Origin of the sequence: Sphingomonas aerolata (assembly GCF_023935825.1) — a bacterium.
Lineage (GTDB): Bacteria > Pseudomonadota > Alphaproteobacteria > Sphingomonadales > Sphingomonadaceae > Sphingomonas > Sphingomonas aerolata.
Genome location: NZ_CP098762.1, coordinates 3,411,794 through 3,424,347, shown reverse-complemented (window position 1 = coordinate 3,424,347; position 12,554 = coordinate 3,411,794). Strand labels below are relative to the sequence as shown.

Annotated in this window: 14 protein-coding genes; 12 read left to right on the top strand and 2 right to left on the bottom strand. The window is 65.2% G+C overall.

What is annotated here, in order from left to right:
* Window positions 1-56 precede the first annotated feature (56 nt).
* The 4 genes from sdhC to NEF64_RS15690 are packed head-to-tail and all read left to right on the top strand — an operon-like array spanning window position 57 to window position 2,876.
* On the top strand, window positions 57-401 hold the full coding sequence (gene sdhC / locus NEF64_RS15705) for a succinate dehydrogenase, cytochrome b556 subunit (protein WP_031393660.1): 345 nt from the start codon (window positions 57-59) through the stop codon (window positions 399-401).
* Entirely contained in the window at window positions 401-787 is a 387-nt protein-coding gene (sdhD, locus tag NEF64_RS15700; RefSeq protein ID WP_031440117.1) for a succinate dehydrogenase, hydrophobic membrane anchor protein, read from the top strand. The genes sdhC and sdhD overlap by 1 nt, the downstream gene beginning before the upstream one ends.
* Window positions 787-2,589: a succinate dehydrogenase flavoprotein subunit gene (sdhA, locus tag NEF64_RS15695; RefSeq protein WP_031440116.1), complete on the top strand. Its 1,803-nt coding sequence runs from the start codon at window positions 787-789 to the stop codon at window positions 2,587-2,589. Before sdhD ends, sdhA begins: the two co-directional genes overlap by 1 nt.
* Window positions 2,589-2,876 (top strand): hypothetical protein, encoded by a 288-nt coding sequence (locus NEF64_RS15690; RefSeq protein WP_056405189.1) that lies wholly within the window; start codon window positions 2,589-2,591, stop codon window positions 2,874-2,876. The genes sdhA and NEF64_RS15690 overlap by 1 nt, the downstream gene beginning before the upstream one ends.
* 2 nt (window positions 2,877-2,878) lie before the next feature.
* On the opposite strand, the gene brnA is transcribed toward NEF64_RS15690, so the two are convergent.
* A complete protein-coding gene (gene brnA / locus NEF64_RS15685; RefSeq protein ID WP_197984579.1) occupies window positions 2,879-3,163 on the bottom strand; it encodes a type II toxin-antitoxin system BrnA family antitoxin in 285 nt (94 codons plus the stop codon).
* On the bottom strand, window positions 3,141-3,416 hold the full coding sequence (locus NEF64_RS15680) for a BrnT family toxin (protein ID WP_056405191.1): 276 nt from the start codon (window positions 3,414-3,416) through the stop codon (window positions 3,141-3,143). The genes brnA and NEF64_RS15680 overlap by 23 nt, the downstream gene beginning before the upstream one ends.
* Before the next feature lie 96 nt (window positions 3,417-3,512).
* Between NEF64_RS15680 and NEF64_RS15675 the strand changes: the two genes are divergently transcribed.
* The 8 genes from NEF64_RS15675 to NEF64_RS15640 all read left to right on the top strand — a co-directional run bounded on the left by NEF64_RS15675 (window position 3,513) and on the right by NEF64_RS15640 (window position 12,545).
* Window positions 3,513-4,094 (top strand): ClpP family protease, encoded by a 582-nt coding sequence (locus tag NEF64_RS15675; RefSeq protein WP_056405193.1) that lies wholly within the window; start codon window positions 3,513-3,515, stop codon window positions 4,092-4,094.
* A 134-nt stretch (window positions 4,095-4,228) separates the two neighbouring features.
* Complete coding sequence (locus NEF64_RS15670; protein ID WP_031393667.1) at window positions 4,229-5,011, top strand: succinate dehydrogenase iron-sulfur subunit; 783 nt, start codon at window positions 4,229-4,231, stop codon at window positions 5,009-5,011.
* Between the two features lie 296 nt (window positions 5,012-5,307).
* Window positions 5,308-5,772 (top strand): PaaI family thioesterase, encoded by a 465-nt coding sequence (locus NEF64_RS15665; RefSeq protein ID WP_056405639.1) that lies wholly within the window; start codon window positions 5,308-5,310, stop codon window positions 5,770-5,772.
* 129 nt (window positions 5,773-5,901) lie between these two features.
* Window positions 5,902-6,993 carry a cell division protein ZapE gene (gene zapE / locus NEF64_RS15660; protein ID WP_252574119.1) on the top strand — a complete coding sequence of 364 codons (1,092 nt, stop codon included), beginning with the start codon at window positions 5,902-5,904 and terminating at the stop codon, window positions 6,991-6,993.
* A 262-nt stretch (window positions 6,994-7,255) separates the two neighbouring features.
* The gene (gene mdh / locus NEF64_RS15655) at window positions 7,256-8,218 is read left to right on the top strand and encodes a malate dehydrogenase (protein WP_056405197.1); all 963 of its coding nucleotides are present in this window, start codon (window positions 7,256-7,258) and stop codon (window positions 8,216-8,218) included.
* 67 nt (window positions 8,219-8,285) lie between these two features.
* Window positions 8,286-8,582 (top strand): GIY-YIG nuclease family protein, encoded by a 297-nt coding sequence (locus NEF64_RS15650; RefSeq protein ID WP_031395406.1) that lies wholly within the window; start codon window positions 8,286-8,288, stop codon window positions 8,580-8,582.
* Window positions 8,583-8,638: 56 nt separating this feature from the next.
* Window positions 8,639-9,523 (top strand): succinate--CoA ligase subunit alpha, encoded by an 885-nt coding sequence (gene sucD, locus NEF64_RS15645; RefSeq protein ID WP_031395407.1) that lies wholly within the window; start codon window positions 8,639-8,641, stop codon window positions 9,521-9,523.
* 82 nt (window positions 9,524-9,605) lie between these two features.
* Window positions 9,606-12,545, top strand: coding sequence for a 2-oxoglutarate dehydrogenase E1 component (locus NEF64_RS15640; RefSeq protein ID WP_056405199.1), 2,940 nt, complete (start codon window positions 9,606-9,608; stop codon window positions 12,543-12,545).
* The last annotated feature ends 9 nt before the right edge of the window (window positions 12,546-12,554 follow it).

Here is a 12,554-nt window from a genome sequence, read left to right as displayed (position 1 = left end):
GCAACCCGGCACGCCCGCTTTCTCCCCATCTGCAGGTCTATAAATGGGGCCCGCACATGCTGGTCTCGATCCTGCACCGCGCGACCGGCAGCGGCATGGCGACCGTCGGCAGCCTGCTGCTCGTCTGGTGGCTCGCCGCGATCGCGTCGGGGGATCAGGCCTATGCGACCTTTGTCGACGTGTTCACGACCGATACGGGCGGGCTGAACATTCTGGGCTATGTCATCGGCATCGGCCTGACCTGGTCGCTACTCCAGCACATGATGACGGGCATCCGCCATCTGGTGATGGACACCGGCGCCGGATTTGAGCTGAAGCGCAACCGCATGGGTGCGCGCGCGACGATCCTGGCGAGCACGCTGCTGACGGTCGCCTTCTGGCTCTACATGGGGATGAAGTAATGGGTTCGGGTACGCCAGTCGGCCGCGTCCGCGGTCTGGGCAGCGCCAAGCACGGCACGCAGCATTGGTGGCAGCAGCGGCTGACCGCCGGCGCCAACATCTTCCTGATGGCCTGGCTGATGGTCGCGGTCGCGCGGATGCCCGCCTATGACTATGCCTCGGTGCATCTGTGGCTCCAGTCGTCCTGGGCGGCGATCCCGATGGCGCTGCTGATCCTGTCGGTCTTCTACCACTTCCGTCTCGGTCTGCAGGTCGTGATCGAGGATTACATGCACGGCGAAAGTCGCGTCGTGACGATGATCCTGCTCAACCTGTTCACCTTCACGCTGGGCGGCATCGCCCTGTTCGCGATCCTGAAGGTCGCCTTCTCCGGAGCTCCTGCGTAATGTCAGCTGCCTACAAGATCATCGATCATACCTATGATGCGGTCGTCGTCGGGGCCGGCGGCTCGGGCCTGCGCGCCACGATGGGCATCGCCGAGAGCGGGCTGAAGACCGCGTGCATCACCAAGGTCTTCCCGACCCGGTCGCACACCGTCGCCGCCCAGGGCGGCATCGCCGCGTCGCTCGGCAACAACTCGCCGGATCACTGGACCTGGCACATGTTCGACACCGTCAAGGGCTCCGACTGGCTCGGCGACCAGGACGCGATCGAATATCTGTGCCGCGAGGCCCCGCAGGCGGTCTACGAGCTCGAACACGCCGGCATGCCGTTCAGCCGTAACGAGAACGGCACGATCTATCAGCGTCCGTTCGGCGGCCACATGCAGAACATGGGCGAGGGCCCCCCGGTCCAGCGCACCGCCGCTGCCGCCGATCGTACCGGCCACGCGATGCTCCACGCGCTCTACCAGCAGAGCCTGAAGTACAACACGGACTTCTTCGTCGAGTATTTCGCGCTCGACCTGATCATGGAAAACGGCGTCTGCCGCGGCGTGATCGCGTTGTGCATGGAAGACGGTTCGATCCACCGCTTCCGCAGCCACCAGACCGTGCTCGCCACCGGCGGCTATGGCCGCGTCTATTTCTCGGCGACCTCGGCGCACACCTGCACCGGCGACGGCAATGCGATGGTGCTCCGCGCCGGCCTTCCGCTCCAGGACATGGAGTTCGTCCAGTTCCACCCGACCGGCATCTACGGCGCGGGCGTGCTCATCACCGAGGGCGCACGCGGTGAGGGCGGGTACCTGACCAACTCCGAGGGCGAGCGCTTCATGGAGCGCTATGCCCCGTCGGCGAAGGACCTCGCCTCGCGCGACGTCGTCAGCCGCTCGATGGCGCTTGAAATGCGCGAAGGCCGCGGCGTCGGCAAGAATGGCGACCACATCTTCCTGCATCTCGATCACATCGATCCGAAGGTTCTGGCGGAGCGCCTGCCGGGCATCACCGAGACCGGCAAGGTCTTTGCGGGCGTCGATCTCACGCGCCAGCCGCTGCCCGTCACGCCGACCGTGCATTACAACATGGGCGGCATCCCGACCAACTTCCACGGTGAGGTCGTCAACCTCGTCGGCGGCAATCCCGACGCGGTCGTCCCCGGCCTGTTCGCGGTCGGAGAGGCCGCCTGCGTCTCGGTCCACGGGGCCAACCGCTTGGGCTCGAACAGCCTGATCGATCTCGTGGTGTTCGGCCGTGCGACCGGTCTGCGGATCCGCGATACGCTCAAGCCCGGCACCGCGCACGCGCCGCTGCCCAAGGGCTCGGAAGATCTCGCGCTGACGCGTCTCGACACGTTCCGCAATGCGAGCGGCGGGTCGCCGACCGCGCAGATCCGTCTCGACATGCAGCAGACGATGCAGAAGCATTGCGCGGTGTTCCGCGATACCGAACTGCTCAACCAGGGCGTCGAGAAGATGGCGGGCATCTACAACCGGATGACCGACGTCGCCGTGAAGGATCGCAGCATGATCTGGAACACCGATCTGGTCGAGACGATGGAGCTCGACAATCTGATCGGCCAGGCTGTCGTGACGATGAACTCGGCGGCCAACCGCACCGAGTCGCGCGGCGCTCACATGCACGAGGATTTCCCCGAGCGTGACGATGCCAACTGGATGAAGCACACCATCACGACCTTCGACGGCTGGGGTGGCAAGGGCGGTCAGACCAAGATCGATTTCCGCCCGGTGCACGACTACACGCTCACCGACGACGTCGACTACATCAAGCCCAAGAAGCGGGTCTATTGATGATTTGGGCCATCATCGCGATCGGGTTCCTCGTGCCCGTCGCGGTGGGGCTGCTGACGCGGTTCCCGCCGATGATCGCCGGCTTTCTCTGGCCGGCGATCGTCGCGATCGGGACCGCGATCTACATCTACGGCATCGAGACGCGCGCCCCCGGCGAAGACCCGCAGAAGATCGCCATCACCTTCTTCGCGCTCTTCTCGCTCGCGGGCGGCGTCCCTGGCGGCCTGGTCGGCTGGATCCTCCAGCACAAGCGACAGGCCAATCCGGCACTCGACCGGGACATCTGACCTCAGGGGCTGGCGGGCGCATTCGCTGCCGCTTCCAGACGATCCGCCAGCCACATCTTGATGAGCGCCTGACGCGTGACGCCACGCTTGCGGGCCTGCACGTCGAGACTCTCTACCATCCACGTGGGGAAATCGACGTTCACGCGCTTGGCCTCCAGCGCAGGCTTGCGCGGGCTGGACCAGTCGAAATACGCGCTGACATCCTCGCCCTCGTCGAACCGCCGGTCGAGCTCGTCGGCTGAGATAGCCTTGTACAGCACGGATTTAGCCGGTGCGGGCGCGTTCATAAGCCAGTTCCTCATAATCTCTCGCGCGGCGAACCGAGATGATCCGGGTCGCCGTACCGCGATCGGTGACGATCGCCGTCCACAGGCGATCGCCGATCCGGCCGATCACCAGTTGCCGGTCCTCGCCCACATGGCGCTGGGCCGATCCGACGACGATCCGCTCGTCATCGCCCCACAGCGCCTGAGCTTCGACGAAATCAGTACCGTGCTTGACCGCGTTGGCCGCGCTCTTGTCCGGGTCGAATTCGAACATGCCCAACTCTACCGCAATTTCGGTATAGAATCTATACTCCCGGTCTTTTGCGGACGACATCGGAACCGCTCGATACCGCGGTAAGTTTGCCCGCGCATGACCGACACCTCCCCCGCTTCGAACGCGCGCAACTATCCGTTGCTCGCCGTCCCCCATGTCCAGCTGCACGGCCCCGTCGACGACGCGATGTACGACAGCTTCAAGGCGCAGGTCGCGGCTGCGCCGACCGAGGGCCCGCTCGTCGTCTCGATCACCACGCTTGGCGGCGACCCCGAGATGGCGCGCGCGATGGGCGACCATATCCGCCTGCTGCGCGAATATACCGATCGCGAGACGCTGTTCCTCGGCAAGGTCGCGGTCTATTCGGCGGGCGCCACCTTCATGTCGGCCTTCCCCGCCGACAGCCGCTTCCTCACGCGCAACAGCCGCCTGATGATCCATGAGCGCCAGATGACGAGCACGATCGAGCTCAATGGGCCGCTCAACGCGCTGTCCTATACGCTCAAGGCCAAGCTCCACGAGATCGAGGATTCGATCAACATCCAGGAAGAGGGTTTCCGCGATCTCGTCCGTGGTACCAAGGTCGATATCGAGGAGCTGAAGGCCAAGGCACCGTCCAACTGGTATATCGAGGCGGAGGAAGCGCGCGATCTCGGGCTGATCCTCGACATCATCTGACGGTTGCGGCGGTCCGTGCCGCGCCCCACATGTGACTCATGTTGCACCCGCGAAGCTAAGGATTTGCGGGCAGGGCCTCTGTCATGTATCGGCTCTGACAACCTTGTCATCACACCACGGACGGACCGCTCGCAATGGCCGAATTCTCGCTCCCGAAAAACAGCGTCGTTAAGAAGGGCGTCAAGCACGCCTCGACCAGCGGGGGCAAGCGGCTGAAATCGTTCAAGGTGTATCGCTACGATCCCGATAGCGGCGAGAATCCCCGCTACGACACGTTCGAGCTCGACCTCGACGAGACCGGTCCGATGGTGCTCGACGCGCTGATCAAGATGAAGGGCGAGCAGGACAGCTCGCTGACCTTCCGCCGCTCGTGCCGCGAGGGGATCTGCGGCTCCTGCTCGATGAACATCGACGGCAAGAACGGCCTCGCCTGCACCACCGCGATCGAGGATTGCAAGGGCGAGGTCCAGATCACCCCGCTGCCGCACATGGACGTGATCAAGGATCTCGTCCCCGACTTCACGCATTTCTACGCGCAATATTCGTCGATCAAGCCCTGGCTGCAGACCGTCACCCCGCCGCCCTCGGGCAAGGAGCGTCTCCAGTCGCCCGAAGACCGCTCGAAGCTCGACGGCCTGTACGAATGCATCCTGTGCGCCTGCTGCTCGACTTCGTGCCCGAGCTACTGGTGGAACGCCGACAAGTTCCTCGGCCCCGCGATCCTGCTCCAGGCCTATCGCTGGCTCGCCGACAGCCGCGACGAGATGACCGGCGAGCGGCTCGACGAGCTCGAGGATCCGTTCCGCCTCTATCGCTGCCACACGATCATGAACTGCGCGAACGCCTGCCCCAAGGGCCTCAACCCCGCCAAGGCGATCGCCGAGATCAAGAAGATGGAAGCCGAACGGATCGTCTGATTTGAGGGGGGCTTCTTCGCCTAACCGCTGATACCTCCCCCCTCCCGTTCGTGCTGAGCGAAGTAGAAGCACAGGCCCGGGGCGGTGGCGCGGCGCTCCCCCAAACCCGTTCGTGCTGAGCGAAGTCGAAGCACAGGCTCGGGGCCAGGCGCGGCGCCCCCCCAAACCCCGTTCGTGCTGAGCGAAGTCGAAGCACAAGCCCGGGGCCAGGGACGACGCCTTCCAAAAGTCCTTCGACTTCGCTCAGGACGAACGGGCAGGGTGGGCGCCGTTCGCAAGCTTCGAAGGACATGCCGTTGACCACCCCCCATTTCCTCGACGCCGAAGACCCCGCAAACCCCGGCTGGCGCAGCTGGACCCTGTCCGACCCGACCCGGTTCAACACGTTGCTCGGCCCCATGCTCTACCGCGTCGACGGCCACCGCGTCCGCGTCCGCATCACGCCCGAGCGTCGCCATTCGAACCTGCAGGATAATGTGCACGGCGGCGCGCTGCTTGGCTTCATCGACGTCGCGCTGTTCGCCGCCGCGCACGGCTTCGGGCTGATCACCGCCGGCACCGCGGTGACGCTCGACCTCAACACCCAGTTCATCGGTGGCGGCCGCATCGGCGCGCCGATCGAGGCGCAGGTCGAGGTGCTCAAGGAAACCGGCCGCCTCTTGTTCCTGCGGGGCCTCGTGGTGCAAGGCGAGGACGAAGCGAAGATCGCGGCCTTCTCCGCGACGATCCGCAAGCCGTCGCCTAAGCCGCCGAAGGGCTGACCCCGACCGCTATCACCACCCCGGCGAAGGCCGGGGCCCAGTTGGGACACGATCATTGTTCAAGCGTAGCGTTCTATCACGGCAACCTTTCCCCCTGGGCCCCGGCCTCCGCCGGGGTGGTGAAGACCAATGACCGTCCTCGCCGCCTACGAAGCGCTCGTCGCCTCGGGCGAACTCCGCCCCGACCCCGAACAGGCCGCCGCCGCCGCGCGCCTGAACACGCTCGCTACCGAACTCGCCGCACCCGTCGCGACCGGCTTCTTCGCGCGCTTTGCGAAAAAGCCGGCGCCGCGCGGCGTCTATCTCTGGGGCGGGGTCGGCCGCGGCAAGTCGATGTTGATGGACCTGTTCTTCGCCGAGGTTGCGGTCGACCGAAAGCGCCGCGTCCATTTCGGCGAATTCATGCTCGAGGTCCATGCCCGCATCGCCGCCGAGCGCCGCAAGGAGGTCGGCGACCCGATCGTCCCCGTCGCCACCGCGATCGCCGAGGAAACCCGGCTGCTCGCGTTCGACGAGATGATGGTCACCAACAGCCCCGACGCGATGATCCTGTCGCGGCTCGTCACCTCGCTGCTCGATTCCGGCGTGACGATCGTCACCACCTCGAACCGCCCGCCCGCCGATCTCTACAAGAACGGCCTCAACCGCGAGCATTTCCTCCCCTTCATCGCGACGATCGAGCAGCGGCTCGACGTCCTCCCGCTCAACGGCCCCGTCGATTACCGCCGCGACCGGCTCGGCAGCCAGGATACCTTGCTCGTCCCCAACGGGCCCGAGGCGACCGCGCAGCTCTCCGCCGCCTTCTTCCGCCTCACCGACTTCTCGCCCGACGACAGCGAGCACGTCCCGTCCGAGGAGCTGATCGTCCAGGGCCGCGCCCTGCGCGTGCCGAAATCGCTCAAGGGCGTCGCGGTGTTCAGCTTCAGGAAGCTGTGCGGCGAGGCGAGGGGGGTGGCCGACTATCTCGCCATCGCGCGCAAATTCCACACCATCATCCTCGTCGGCATCCCCAAGCTCGGCCCCGAAAACCGCAACGAGGCGGCGCGCTTCGTCGGGCTGATCGACGCGCTCTACGAACACAAGGTCAAGCTGCTCGCCGCCGCCGACGCGCAGCCGGGCGACCTCTACGCGAGCGGCGACGGCCGGTTCGAATTCGACCGTACGATCAGCCGTCTGGAAGAGATGCGCTCCGAGGAGTATCTGGCGGAAGGGCATATCTGACGCACCCCAAACACCACCCCGGCGAAGGCCGGGGCCCAGTTGGAAAGGCCGTCGTAACGAAGACCTGCGCATAGTTTGCACCGTCCCCCAACTGGGCCCCGGCCTCCGCCGGGGTGGTTCAGCGCACGTCCGCGGGCTTATTGCTCCTGCGAACGATTTGCAATAACGAGACGACTTTTCCGCTTTAACGGTTGCCGTAGCGCCATAATGCGCGTAACCGGCGTCACCAATCACCCCGCACATCAGACGGAGACGGATTGGAATGGCTCGCAAGAAGATCGCGCTGATCGGCGCCGGTAACATCGGCGGCACGCTCGCGCACCTCGCAGCACTCAAGGGTCTGGGCGATATCGTCCTGTTCGACGTGGCCGAGGGCATCCCCCAGGGCAAGGCGCTCGACCTGTCGCAGTGCGGCCCGGTCGAAGGCTTCGACTCGACGATCACCGGCTCGAACGACTATGCCGATATCGCAGGCAGCGACGTCATCATCGTCACCGCCGGTGTCGCACGCAAGCCCGGCATGAGCCGCGACGACCTGCTCGGCATCAACCTCAAGGTCATGAAGGCCGTCGGCGAGGGCATCAAGGCCAACGCACCGAACGCGTTCGTCATCTGCATCACCAACCCGCTCGACGCGATGGTGTGGGCGCTGCGTGAATTCTCAGGGCTCCCGCATCACATGGTCGTCGGCATGGCCGGCGTGCTCGACTCGTCGCGCTTCAGCCATTTCCTCGCCGACGAGTTCAAGGTCTCGGTCAAGGACGTCACCAGCTTCGTGCTCGGCGGCCACGGCGACACGATGGTCCCCGTGATCCAGTATTCGACCGTCTCGGGCATCCCCGTTCCCGATCTCATCGCGATGGGCATGTCGAGCCAGGAAAAGATCGACGCGATCGTCAAGCGTACGCGCGGCGGCGGCGGCGAGATCGTCGCGCTGCTCAAGACCGGCTCGGCCTATTACGCGCCCGCCACCAGCGGCATCGCGATGGCGGAGGCCTATCTCTACGACCAGAAGCGCGTCCTGCCCGCCGCGGCCTACGTCTCGGGTGAATACGGCCTCGACGACCTGTATGTCGGCGTCCCCGTGGTGATCGGCGCCGGCGGCGTCGAGAAGATCGTCGAGATCAAGCTCGACGACGAAGCCAAGGGCAACCTCCAGGTCTCGGTCGACGCGGTCAAGGAACTGATCGTGGCGTGCAAGGGTATCGACGGTAGCCTGAACTGATTTGAGGACATGAGCCGATCTGCTGTTCCCCGGCGAAGGCCGGGGTCCAGTTGGGAGAAGTCCCGTGATGCATACCGCCTTCTGCGTCTACATCATGGCCAGCAGGCGTAACGGCACGATCTATCTCGGCGTCACCAGCAATCTTCCCAAGCGTGCTTGGGAGCATCGCAACGGGGTCGTCGCAGGATTTACGAAGAAATACGGTTGTCATCTACTCGTCTGGTACGAAGTCTATGATGATCTGGACGCCGCCCGGCAGCGTGAGCTGCAGATGAAGGAATGGAAACGGGCCTGGAAGGTGAAAGCGATCGAAGGGATGAACCCGAACTGGGATGATCTGTTTGATACGCTGACGCCAGACTGACCTGCCTTCCCAACTGGGCCCCGGCCTCCGCCGGGGAACGAGAGAGAGAAAACTAGATGAGCATCCTCGTCGACAAGAACACCAAGGTCATCACGCAGGGCATGACCGGCGAAACCGGCAGCTTCCACACCAAGATGGCGCTGGAATACGGCACGCAGATGGTCGGTGGCGTCACCCCCGGCAAGGGCGGTACGACGCACCTCGACCTCCCCGTCTACAACACCGTCGCCGAGGCGAAGTCGGTCACCGGCGCGACCGCGTCCGTGATCTACGTGCCGCCCCCCTTCGCCGCCGATTCGATCCTCGAGGCGATCGACGCGCAGATCGAGCTGATCGTCGCGATCACCGAGGGCATTCCCGTGCTCGACATGGTCAAGGTCAAGCGCGCGCTCGCGGGTTCCAAGTCGCGCCTGATCGGCCCGAACTGCCCCGGCGTCCTGACCCCCGGCGAGTGCAAGATCGGCATCATGCCCGGTTCGATCTTCAAGAAGGGCTCGGTCGGCGTTGTCAGCCGTTCAGGCACGCTCACCTATGAGGCGGTCTTCCAGACCTCGAACGCAGGCCTTGGTCAGACGACCGCGGTCGGCATCGGTGGCGATCCGGTCAACGGCACGAACTTCATCGACGTGCTCGAGCTCTTCCTCGCGGACGACGAGACCAAGTCGATCATCATGATCGGCGAGATCGGCGGCGACGCCGAGGAGCAAGCCGCGCAGTTCCTGATCGACGAGGCCAAGCGTGGCCGCAAGAAGCCGATGGCCGGCTTCATCGCGGGCCGCACCGCACCTCCGGGTCGCCGCATGGGTCATGCCGGTGCGATCGTCTCGGGCGGCAAGGGCGATGCCGAGAGCAAGATCGCGGCGATGGAAGCTGCCGGGATCAAGGTCTCGGAAAGCCCCAGCCTGCTCGGCGAGACGCTGCTGAGCGTGCTGAAGGGTTAAGTCAAAGAAGGCTGTTCCCCCGCGAAGGCGGGGGCCCAGTCTGGGCTCCCGCCTTCGCGGGAGAACACGGAAGGCGAGTGACATGGGCTACGAAGGCCAGGATTTCAGCGATATCGCAGCCGGCGTCAGCCCGGCGTTCGTAGAGACGCTCTACGCCAAGTTCACCGCCGATCCGGCCTCGGTCGAATCCGGCTGGCGGACGTTCTTCGAGGGGCTCGAAGGCTCCGCGCAGGGCCCGAGCTGGGAAAGCGCGCGCTGGCCGCTGACCACCACGGACGATCTGACCGCGGCGCTCGACCCGACCCAGATGGAGCCCGCGCCCAAGCCCGCAAAGGGTGGCGGCAAGCCTGCTCCCGCCGCCGCCGCGCCCGCGCCCGTTTCGAAGGACGAGATCGCCAAGGCCGCGGCCGACGCGATCCGCGCGCAGCTGCTGATCCGCACCTACCGCGTCCGCGGTCACCTCGCCGCCAATCTCGATCCGCTCGGCCTCTCGAAGCGCGAGATGCCCGAGGATCTGAAAACCGAATATCACGGCTTCTCCGACGCCGACATCGACCGCAAGGTCTATCTCGGCGGCACGATGGGCTTCGAATGGGCGACCATCCGCGAGCTCGTCGACACGCTGCGCAAGAATTACTGCGGCAATGTCGGCCTCGAATACATGCACATCGCCGATGTCGAGGAGCGCCGCTTCCTCCAGGAGCGCATGGAAGGCCAGGACAAGGCGATCGAGTTCTCCGTCGACGGCAAGAAGGCGATCCTCAACAAGGTTATCGAAGCCGAGCAGTGGGAGAAATTCCTCGGCAAGAAGTATGTCGGCACGAAGCGCTTCGGGCTCGACGGCGGCGAATCGATGATCCCCGCGCTCGAATCGGTCATCAAGTATGGCGGCCAGATGGGCGTGCGCGAGATCGTCATCGGCATGGCGCATCGCGGTCGTCTGAACGTGCTCGCCAACGTGATGGCCAAGCCGCTCCGCGTCATCTTCCACGAATTCGCCGGCGGCTCGGCCAACCCCGATGACATCGGCGGGTCGGGCGACGTGAAGTACCATCTCGGCACCAGCACCGACCGCGAGTTCGACGGCCACAAGGTTCATATGAGTCTCGTCGCCAACCCCTCGCATCTCGAGGCTGCCGATCCGGTCGTGCTCGGCAAGACGCGCGCGATCCAGACGCTCAACAATGATCTGAAGGACCATGTCGCGTCGCTGCCCGTGCTGATCCACGGCGACGCGGCGTTCGCGGGGCAGGGGATCGTCTGGGAGTGCCTCGGCTTCTCGGGCATCCGCGGCTACAACACCGGCGGCTGCGTCCATTTCATCATCAACAACCAGGTCGGCTTCACGACCAGCCCGCAGTTCGCGCGCTCGTCGCCCTACCCGTCGGACGTCGCCAAGGGCGTCCAGGCGCCGGTCTTCCACGTCAATGGCGACGATCCCGAAGCGGTGACCTTCGCCACCAAGATGGCGATGGAATTCCGTCAGAAGTTCCACCGCGACATCGTCATCGACATGTGGTGCTATCGCCGCTTCGGCCATAACGAGGGTGACGAGCCCTCCTTCACCCAGCCGCTGATGTACGACATCATCCGCAAGCATCCCGGCGTCTCCTCGGTCTATGGCAACCGCCTGATCAAGGAAGGTGTCATCGACCAGCCCTGGATCGACGAGAATGTGAAGCAGCTCACATTGCGGCTCGAGGGCGAGTTCGAGGCGGGTGCGTCGTACAAGCCGAACAAGGCCGACTGGTTCGGCGGTCGCTGGACCGGCCTCAGCGCGCCGACCGATGGCGCCTCCGCGCGCCGCAACGTCGAGACCGGCCTCAGCCAGAAGCTGTTCGACTCGCTCGGCCGCACACTGACGACCGTCCCCGAGAGCGTGAAGATCCACAAGACGCTCGCGCGCGTGCTCGATGCCAAGCGCGAGATGTTCAAGTCGGGCAAGGGCTTCGACTGGGCGACCGGCGAGGCGCTCGCGTTCGGCGGCCTGCTCTCCGAAGGCTATGGCGTTCGTCTGTCCGGCCAGGATTCGGGCCGCGGCACCTTCTCGCAGCGTCACGCGGTCTGGGTCGACCAGACCGACGAGCACAAGTACGTGCCGCTGCAGGAGATCGAGCACGGCAATTTCGAGGTGCTCGACAGCCCGCTGTCCGAGTACGGCGTACTCGGCTTCGAGTACGGCTATGCGCTCGCCGATCCGAAGACGCTCGTCCTCTGGGAGGCGCAGTTCGGCGATTTCGTCAACGGCGCGCAGATCATGATCGATCAGTTCATCACGTCCGGCGAATCGAAGTGGCTCCGCGCCAACGGCCTCGTGATGCTGCTCCCGCACGGCTATGAAGGGCAGGGGCCCGAGCACAGCTCGGCCCGTCCCGAGCGCTTCCTCCAGTCCTGCGCGGACGACAATATCCAGGTCGCGAACTGCACCAGCCCGGCGAACTATTTCCACCTGCTCCGCCGACAGATGCACCGCAACTTCCGCAAGCCGCTGATCGTGATGACGCCCAAGTCGTTGCTCCGTCACAAGCTCGCGGTGTCGAACGCCGAGGACTTCCAGGGCGACAGCCACTTCCGTCGCCTCCTGTCCGACACCAACGGTGCGGCGGACGTCGACACCAAGCGTCTCGTCCTGTGCACCGGGAAGGTCGCGTACGACCTGATCGAGGCACGCGATGCGGCTGGCGACACCGACACGCAGATCGTCCGCGTCGAACAGCTCTATCCCTTCCCCGGCAACCCGATCGCCGAGCGCGTCGCGAAGATGCCGAACCTGCAAGAGATCGTCTGGGCGCAGGAAGAGCCGAAGAACAACGGCTATTGGTTCTTCGTCGAGCCGCTGATCGAGGAGGCGCTGGCCAGCGTGAATTCGCCGGTCAAGCGTGCGCGCTACGCCGGGCGCAGCGCCTCGGCCTCGCCCGCGACCGGCCTGATGAAGCGTCACCAGGCCGAGCAGGGCGCACTCGTCGCCGACGCGCTCGGCCACAGCGTCCGCGACGAAATCCGCCGCACCCGCGCATCGTAATCAACTCTG

Coding starts and splice junctions, on each gene's coding strand:
- mdh (WP_056405197.1), top strand. CDS start 7,256: ATGGCTCGCAAGAAGATCGCGCTGATCGGCGCCGGTAACATCGGCGGC.
- sdhD (WP_031440117.1), top strand. CDS start 401: ATGGGTTCGGGTACGCCAGTCGGCCGCGTCCGCGGTCTGGGCAGCGCC.
- zapE (WP_252574119.1), top strand. CDS start 5,902: ATGACCGTCCTCGCCGCCTACGAAGCGCTCGTCGCCTCGGGCGAACTC.
- sucD (WP_031395407.1), top strand. CDS start 8,639: ATGAGCATCCTCGTCGACAAGAACACCAAGGTCATCACGCAGGGCATG.
- NEF64_RS15650 (WP_031395406.1), top strand. CDS start 8,286: ATGCATACCGCCTTCTGCGTCTACATCATGGCCAGCAGGCGTAACGGC.
- NEF64_RS15670 (WP_031393667.1), top strand. CDS start 4,229: ATGGCCGAATTCTCGCTCCCGAAAAACAGCGTCGTTAAGAAGGGCGTC.
- brnA (WP_197984579.1), bottom strand. CDS start 3,163: ATGAACGCGCCCGCACCGGCTAAATCCGTGCTGTACAAGGCTATCTCA.
- NEF64_RS15690 (WP_056405189.1), top strand. CDS start 2,589: ATGATTTGGGCCATCATCGCGATCGGGTTCCTCGTGCCCGTCGCGGTG.
- NEF64_RS15675 (WP_056405193.1), top strand. CDS start 3,513: ATGACCGACACCTCCCCCGCTTCGAACGCGCGCAACTATCCGTTGCTC.
- sdhC (WP_031393660.1), top strand. CDS start 57: ATGCTGGTCTCGATCCTGCACCGCGCGACCGGCAGCGGCATGGCGACC.
- sdhA (WP_031440116.1), top strand. CDS start 787: ATGTCAGCTGCCTACAAGATCATCGATCATACCTATGATGCGGTCGTC.
- NEF64_RS15640 (WP_056405199.1), top strand. CDS start 9,606: ATGGGCTACGAAGGCCAGGATTTCAGCGATATCGCAGCCGGCGTCAGC.
- NEF64_RS15680 (WP_056405191.1), bottom strand. CDS start 3,416: ATGTTCGAATTCGACCCGGACAAGAGCGCGGCCAACGCGGTCAAGCAC.